Source organism: Streptomyces sp. NPDC053750 (assembly GCF_044544295.1).
Lineage (GTDB): Bacteria > Actinomycetota > Actinomycetes > Streptomycetales > Streptomycetaceae > Streptomyces.
Window position 1 is genome coordinate 5,951 of sequence record NZ_JBITXB010000049.1, and the last position, 6,360, is coordinate 12,310.

7 protein-coding genes are annotated in these 6,360 nt (G+C 67.1%); 5 read left to right on the forward strand and 2 right to left on the reverse strand.

The annotated features are described in order from the left end of the window. Positions 1 to 118 precede the first annotated feature (118 nt). Positions 119 to 442: a replication initiation protein, RepL2 gene (locus ACIGO6_RS41320; RefSeq protein WP_399885902.1), complete on the reverse strand. Its 324-nt coding sequence runs from the start codon at positions 440 to 442 to the stop codon at positions 119 to 121. Further along, positions 442 to 921, reverse strand: a complete 480-nt coding sequence (locus ACIGO6_RS41325; RefSeq protein WP_399885904.1) for a MarR family transcriptional regulator — start codon at positions 919 to 921, stop codon at positions 442 to 444. Before ACIGO6_RS41325 ends, ACIGO6_RS41320 begins: the two co-directional genes overlap by 1 nt. A gap of 761 nt (positions 922 to 1,682) precedes the next feature. On the opposite strand from ACIGO6_RS41325, the gene ACIGO6_RS41330 reads away from it, so the two are divergent. From ACIGO6_RS41330 to ACIGO6_RS41350, 5 genes are all read left to right on the forward strand, one after another. Further along, positions 1,683 to 2,252 (forward strand): hypothetical protein, encoded by a 570-nt coding sequence (locus ACIGO6_RS41330; protein WP_399885906.1) that lies wholly within the window; start codon positions 1,683 to 1,685, stop codon positions 2,250 to 2,252. A 614-nt stretch (positions 2,253 to 2,866) separates the two neighbouring features. Further along, positions 2,867 to 3,316, forward strand: a complete 450-nt coding sequence (locus tag ACIGO6_RS41335; protein ID WP_399885908.1) for a hypothetical protein — start codon at positions 2,867 to 2,869, stop codon at positions 3,314 to 3,316. Positions 3,317 to 3,405: 89 nt separating this feature from the next. Then, complete coding sequence (locus tag ACIGO6_RS41340; protein WP_399885910.1) at positions 3,406 to 4,782, forward strand: hypothetical protein; 1,377 nt, start codon at positions 3,406 to 3,408, stop codon at positions 4,780 to 4,782. Further along, entirely contained in the window at positions 4,779 to 5,360 is a 582-nt protein-coding gene (locus ACIGO6_RS41345) for a hypothetical protein (protein WP_399885912.1), read from the forward strand. Before ACIGO6_RS41340 ends, ACIGO6_RS41345 begins: the two co-directional genes overlap by 4 nt. Before the next feature lie 10 nt (positions 5,361 to 5,370). After that, positions 5,371 to 6,123 (forward strand): ABC transporter ATP-binding protein, encoded by a 753-nt coding sequence (locus ACIGO6_RS41350; RefSeq protein WP_399885914.1) that lies wholly within the window; start codon positions 5,371 to 5,373, stop codon positions 6,121 to 6,123. Positions 6,124 to 6,360: the final 237 nt, after the last annotated feature.

Genomic DNA, 6,360 nt, shown 5'->3' on the forward strand with positions numbered 1-6,360 from the left:
TTTACTTGGGTTTGCCTCAGCGTCGCGTTCACCTACGCCTCCCTTACTGACCCCTGTTTTATATGGTTTCCGACTGCTTTGGGGTTTGGCTTCACGACGAGGCGTTCAGCTACGGCCTTCAGCTGCCGACGGCTCGCAGGTGACGTCCCGCCTGGCCGCGGTCCTCGAAGAGGGTCGGGGCGAGCCGGTAGTGCTTGACGCTGCCCACGCTGCCGGTCACCTCCAGCCAACCCGCCTCGAGCAGCTCCTTGCGGGTGCGGGAGAGCACCGGCGGCGTCATTCCCGCGGTGGCGGCCAGAGTGCTGGCCTTGATCATCACCGTTCCGTCGGGGCGTTGTTCCGAGGATGCGTAGAGCATGACGACGATGCGCTGGTTCGGGCTGAGAACGCGCCCGGTCTTCTTCAGCAGGTACTGCACGTCTGCCGCGTCATGAATCCTCATCAGGCCTCGCCCTTCTTCCCACGCCGACGGACACGGGGCTCGCGCACCTTGGTCTCCGGAGGGTTCCAGTCCTTCACGGCTTCGCGGTGCGCGAAGCCGGTACCGATAAATGCAAGGTAAGGCGTGCACCTGTAGAAGGTGGTCCGCCCTAGCCCACCTGCCTCGACCAGCAGCCGAGCCTGCTTGAGAACTTTCACCGCTCTCGACAGAGCATCCGCGCTCATGCCCAGCTCTTCAGCGATCGCAGAGCCCGTACGCATGATGGCCTCTTCGCTCGTCTCCGTGGCGAACCAGTACCAGACAAGGACGCGAAACTCCCGGTCGGTCAGTCCGGAGGCCGCCGAGGCGAGCTCCCGGCCCTTGCGGATGCCCACGTTGATGTGAGCGCCGTCGAACGCGTAGCTGGCGCGGGGTACCTCCTCGAACTCTCCTGTGTGCTGATCGACCAGGGCGAGGATCTTTCGCGCCTGCTCTGTCATGTGAGGGCCGTCCCTGCAAGTCGGTATGGGGTTGGCAAGCGATCAGACTCGGGGAACGGATCACTTACCAGGAAGAGAATTACCACATTGCTAAGCGATCCCGCTGCACAGTCGGATCGGTGTGCGATGCGAGCAGGGTGCTGATGTGTGCACATAGCTAACTGATCCGACTCCAGCGTCGGGTTGATCCGATCCTGGAGTCGGGTTGATCCGACTCTGGAATCGGGTAACCCGACTCCAGGATCGGGTATGCCGATCCTGGAGTCGGATCGCCTAGCGCGTTTTCGCAGGTCAGAGGCATTCTCGGGGTTACGCCCTCTTCATGCATGAAAGTGCCCAAGGTCCCGCATCCTTGGGCAGGCCCTTCCGCGCTGTCGCAAGCGAACGGTCTCGGGCGTGTCGCACACCAACCGTCATTGACGCGCGGGTTGACCGGGGCTCAGCTGACATGGCACCAGGAAGGCGTGGCTGGTCTGGTCTGTGGCTGAGGTGGCACACGCGCGCCTGAATGGTTGGCTCACCCGCCATCGTGGCGGGCTGGTTCGTGGCTGAGGGCATTCACGTGGCTCTGGGCTGGGCAGTCGGCAACAACTGGGACCGGGGAAGCGTGTGATGTCGGCTCCAGGTGGTTCCTGCCAGGTGGAGTGAGGCCCCGACCGCTCCGAAGCCGTCCGCCAGGCCATGTACGAGAAACCCGGGGCGGTCGTGGAAGTGCCGCGATCGACGTCGGGGCTGTCGCCGACGTCCGCCATGATGAGGGCGTGGACTACAGCCTTGTCATCGCAGCCGCCCAGGCCGCCGGTCCCTGCCCGGTCGGTGAAGAACCGTCCTGGGGCCGCCGCGTGCACGCCCTGACCGTCGACCTGCACCTGATTGCCCAGCAGGCGGCGCAAGACATCGACCGTCTGGAGAGCGCCTCGCGGTTCGTGGCGTTCCTGGAGAAGGTCGAGATCGAGGAGTCCAGCCGCCGGGGCCTGCTCACCCTGCGCTCTCCGGCCGGGGACACGGAGCACATTCGCACCGAGCAGCAGGAGACCGACCGCGGCCGAGACCTCATCGAGCGGGCCCGTAGCCTGCAGGGCCGGTGGGTGCTGGTCTTCCGGTACAACGAGAAGGCCTCCGCGACCAAGAGCGTGCGCATGCTCGCCCACCTCATGGACCTGGGCGACGGCGCCATCGCCGTGAACCTGGCGAAGAAGATCCTCCTCGACGACGCCGGCGGCATCGTCCCCCGTGCTCAGGCCGCGTGGGCGGAGGCAGGGCTACCGGACTCCGGAGCCGTCTCCGTCGAGCAGCTGCAGCAGGCCCGCGCCAAACTGCGAGACGAGTGAACAGCCCAGCGTCGGGCTGATTCCCAACGGATCGCGAGGTCGGCAGTGCCAGGGGTCCCGATGACTGCTCCGATCGTGTGCACCAGGTGATCGGCAACCGAGGAGTGACTGAGTACGTCCGCGACGTACCGAAACCGGTCACCCCGGGCCGTCGACAGCAAAACGTCGTCACCCGCAGTTCACGCGTAACTCACCGGATATTCACAAGAGTTGGGTGGATGGATGACGGAGGTGTGGATGCCGTTTTCGCGCCATCCACAAAGCGAACCCTTGTTCCCGTTCTTCGGTGCGTGCCTAACATGATCGCCGTGCCGAGCGGATCTGACCCATCCGCCACCGTGCACATCGACCAGTGACCGGGGGACACCGTCGAAACAGGGGGGATTTGCCATGCCGTGTGCCGGCTGTTTCGCGCGCACCGACCTCACTTCGCGTGCTCCTTCGAGAGCTGGGCGTATCGGCTTCTGCCGTGGGGGCAGAGGCTGCGACCATCATCTGGAGGGGACTACATGCGCATGCACAGGAACAGTGTTCGCGCTGGCCTGATCGCTGCGGTCACCGCTGCGGCACTGACGGGCACCGTGGCTGTCGCGAATGCGGATGACACCGCGCCTGTGAGCGAGGACGCGCACACGTTCAACCCGGCCGAGGAGGGGCTGTTCGAGCTGCAGGCTCCGTCTGACACCGCCGGTGGGATTCAGACCCGGAACTTCACCAGCAGCCTGACGGGCTGGGCTCCGGGCTCGAAGGAGTCGCGCCACTGGGCGGACAACGACTACACCGAGATCCAGTTCACGGGCTGCACCATGGTCGGTGCCGGTGGGGGATCCGTCGGGGTGAAGCTGTGGCAGGCCATCCCCTTCGCCCAGGACAAGGACATGGGCACGAAGACGTTCACGAACTGCTTCAAGGGTTCGGGCTACACGTCGAAGGGCTCGTGGAACGCCCACTACAGCGGCGGTGACAACCGGTACTTCACCATCGCCCACCTCAACGGGTCGCAGTACACCCGCGCCGTGGTCAATGTGAAGAAGGTCTACGTGGACACCACCGCGGCCGACTGACCGTCTACATCAGTGCCACGTCGTTGAGGCCGGGAGGCACCCGTGCGGTGCCTCCCGGCCCGTCCCTGTTCCGAGAACGGTGTCCTCTGTTGAACCTTCGAGCCCGTCTGCGTACCAGCCCGGCGGTGTGGACCGCGCCCGTCTGGGTCGGGATCGTCCTCTTCTACTTCTTTCACGCGCTCCACCTGGAGGACCCCTACGAAGAGGTCATCAGCGGCCCGTTGTGGGCGCCCCAGCAGGTCGAGCAGTCCCTCTTCTACTTCTACGCCTTCGCTTACGCCATCACCTGCGGCCTGGCGGTGTGGGAAGGCGGGCGACTCAAGCGGGACGGCGTGTGGGGGCTCGCTCCGGGGCGTTCCCGGTACCGGGTCGCCGCTCATACGCTCGCTCCGGTCGTCGGGGCCGGCTGGCTCGTGCTTGCCCTGCCGGTTGTGATGCGCCTGGTGGAAACGCGGCTGGTGCCCACGCCGCAGGCCCTCATGCCCATGCTGATGGGTATGGGACTCGTGGTCGCGTGGGCGGTGCTCGGCTGCGCCCTGGGTCACCTCACGCCCCGGTTGATCTCCGCGCCGCTGTCCGCCGTCTTCGTGTACTACCTGATCACGAAGACCGGACAGGTGGAGCCGGTCTGGCTGCGTCACGTCTCCGGCGCCTCGGACACCTCACTGGACTTCGGTGAGCAGTACCGGCCGCTGACCCTCCTCGTCCCCTTCCTGTTCACCGCCGCCGTGGCGGCTGCAGTGGCGGTGTGGTGGCTGCCCGCCTCACGCGCGGTACGGCGCAGCGCCCGGGCGGGCGCGGCTGTGGCCGCGGTGGTGGTCATGGTTCTGTGCGCCAACACCGCCTCCGGGTGGGGCTACGGGGACGGGCCGGTCAGTGCCGGCCATGCCTCCGCGACGTGCGCGGGCACTGCTCCCCGGGTGTGTATCGCCGACGCCGGTGGTGCCGAGGACCGCCTGGATCAGGTGCGCGACGAGATCGTCCGTTCCCTCGCCACGCTCCGTCAGGCCGGGGTGCAGGTGACCGTGCCCACGACGGTCTCCGACAGCCTGCTCACCGGTCGCCACAAGAAGCCGTCGACCGAGTCGGCGTGGTGGCTGCCGCTCTCGCAGCAGGCGGGGAAGAACGGTCCCGGCATGGTCGGGGTGCGCTACGGAGTACTCCTCACCGCGGTGCACTTCCCCTGCGCCTTCCCCTCGTCCATCGAGCCCGGTCAGTCGGTGAACTGGATCGTCAACCACGACGCCGCGATGCTGTGGGCCGCCACGCTCATCGACGCGGACGAACCGTATTTGAGCTTGCGCCGCGGTGAGTACGGCGGCTCGTTCCAGAACCCCCGCGAGGTGCTGGCGAAGGTCCAGGAGCGAGCCGGCAACGCGGCCGAACTCGCGCCGAAGCAGCAGAACGTCTGGTTCCAGGAAGAACAGCGGAAGGCCTGCCGCCTCGTGCAGGAGGCCACCACGTGACTCTCTGGTTCAAGGCCCGCCGCGTCCAGGCCGCCCTCGCCCCGGCACTGCTCGCGTTCGCGGTGCTCGTCGTAGTGGCGCATGACCAGTACGTACAGCTGCCGAGCCTGCTCACCGCCCGGGGCAACCGCGTCTTCCTCATGCAGTTGGTGCCGCTGGTCGTCACCTCCGCGCTCGCCCACAGTCTTGCTCAGGCAGTCACCGAGATCGAAGCCGTAGCCCAGCGCAAGATACGCAACCTGGACGCCGCTCTGATCGCCGTCGTCATGCTGGCAGCCGTCGCCGCCGCACTTGTCACGGGTGGCGTCAGCGGATCGTCGGAAGCGTCCATGGCGGGCCGGAACGTCCTGTTCCTCACCGGTCTCATGCTGATGGCCCGCACAGTCAACGAGCAGGCCGCCACCGCCGTCCCGGTGGGCTGGGTGCTCGCCGTGATGTTCATCGGATACCGCGACTTCAACCGTCCCTGGCCCTGGGCCGTCACCCTCCACCCCGCCGGCCACCTCCCCACATTCGGGTTCTGCCTGCTCGTCTTCATCGCCGGAATTGTCGCGCACACGCGCTTCCGCCGCCCCTGAAAGGGTCGTCATGTCCATCAGCTTCGAGACCTGCTCCTTCGGCTACGGACGCACCGGCACGCCGATCCTCGCCAACCTCAGCTACACCGTCCCCGACGGATTCACCGTCCTTCTCGGCCCCAACGGCGCGGGCAAGTCCACCCTGCTCAAGCTCGCCAGCGGCCTGTACCAGCCCCACGCAGGGACGGTACGCATGGGCGACCTGGCCTCCCGTGAGCCCGCCTACCTCAAGCAGGTCGCCTGGATGCCCCAGACCATCATCCCGATGACCGGCCTGACCGCCCGCGAGCAGGTCGCCTACACAGGCTGGCTCAAGGGCATGAAGAAGTCCGACGCATGGGACGCCGCACTCGGCGCCCTGGACCGGGTCAACATGGCCGACCGGGCCGACATCAAGGCCAAGAAGCTCTCCGGCGGCCAACTCCGCCGCGTCGGCGTCGCCTCCGCCCTCGTACACGGAGCCCGCACCCTTCTCCTCGACGAACCGACCGCCGGCATGGACCCCACCCAACGCCGCGTCTTCCGCGACCTGATCACCACCCTCGCCACAGACGAGGTCCGCGTCCTGATGTCCACGCACGACGTCGCCGACCTCGCAGAAGAAGCCAACCAGGTCACCGTCCTGCAGCAGGGACGCATCACCTTCACCGGCCCCACCCGGGACTTCCTCGCCCACGCACCCCACGACACTTCCGAAGCACGCCGCGCCGAGGCCGCCTACACCGCCGTGTCCAACCTCGTCCCCACTCAGGGGTCCTGGTAGCCGTGCGAACGATGCTTGCCGACCGCTTGCCGGGCAGTCCCGTCGTCGCAGGCCTGGCCCTGGCGGGAGTTGTCGCCGGCGCACGCCGCCGGCCCGTGGCCGATCACCGTCAGGCGAGGTGACCGGCCACGGGCGCGCCCTGAGCGGCCGAGGACTCCATCGCCGTCGCCAGGCGGGTCTACCGTCGCACCATGACAACTCTGATCATCGGTGGCAGCGGTTTCCTCGGCGCAGAGC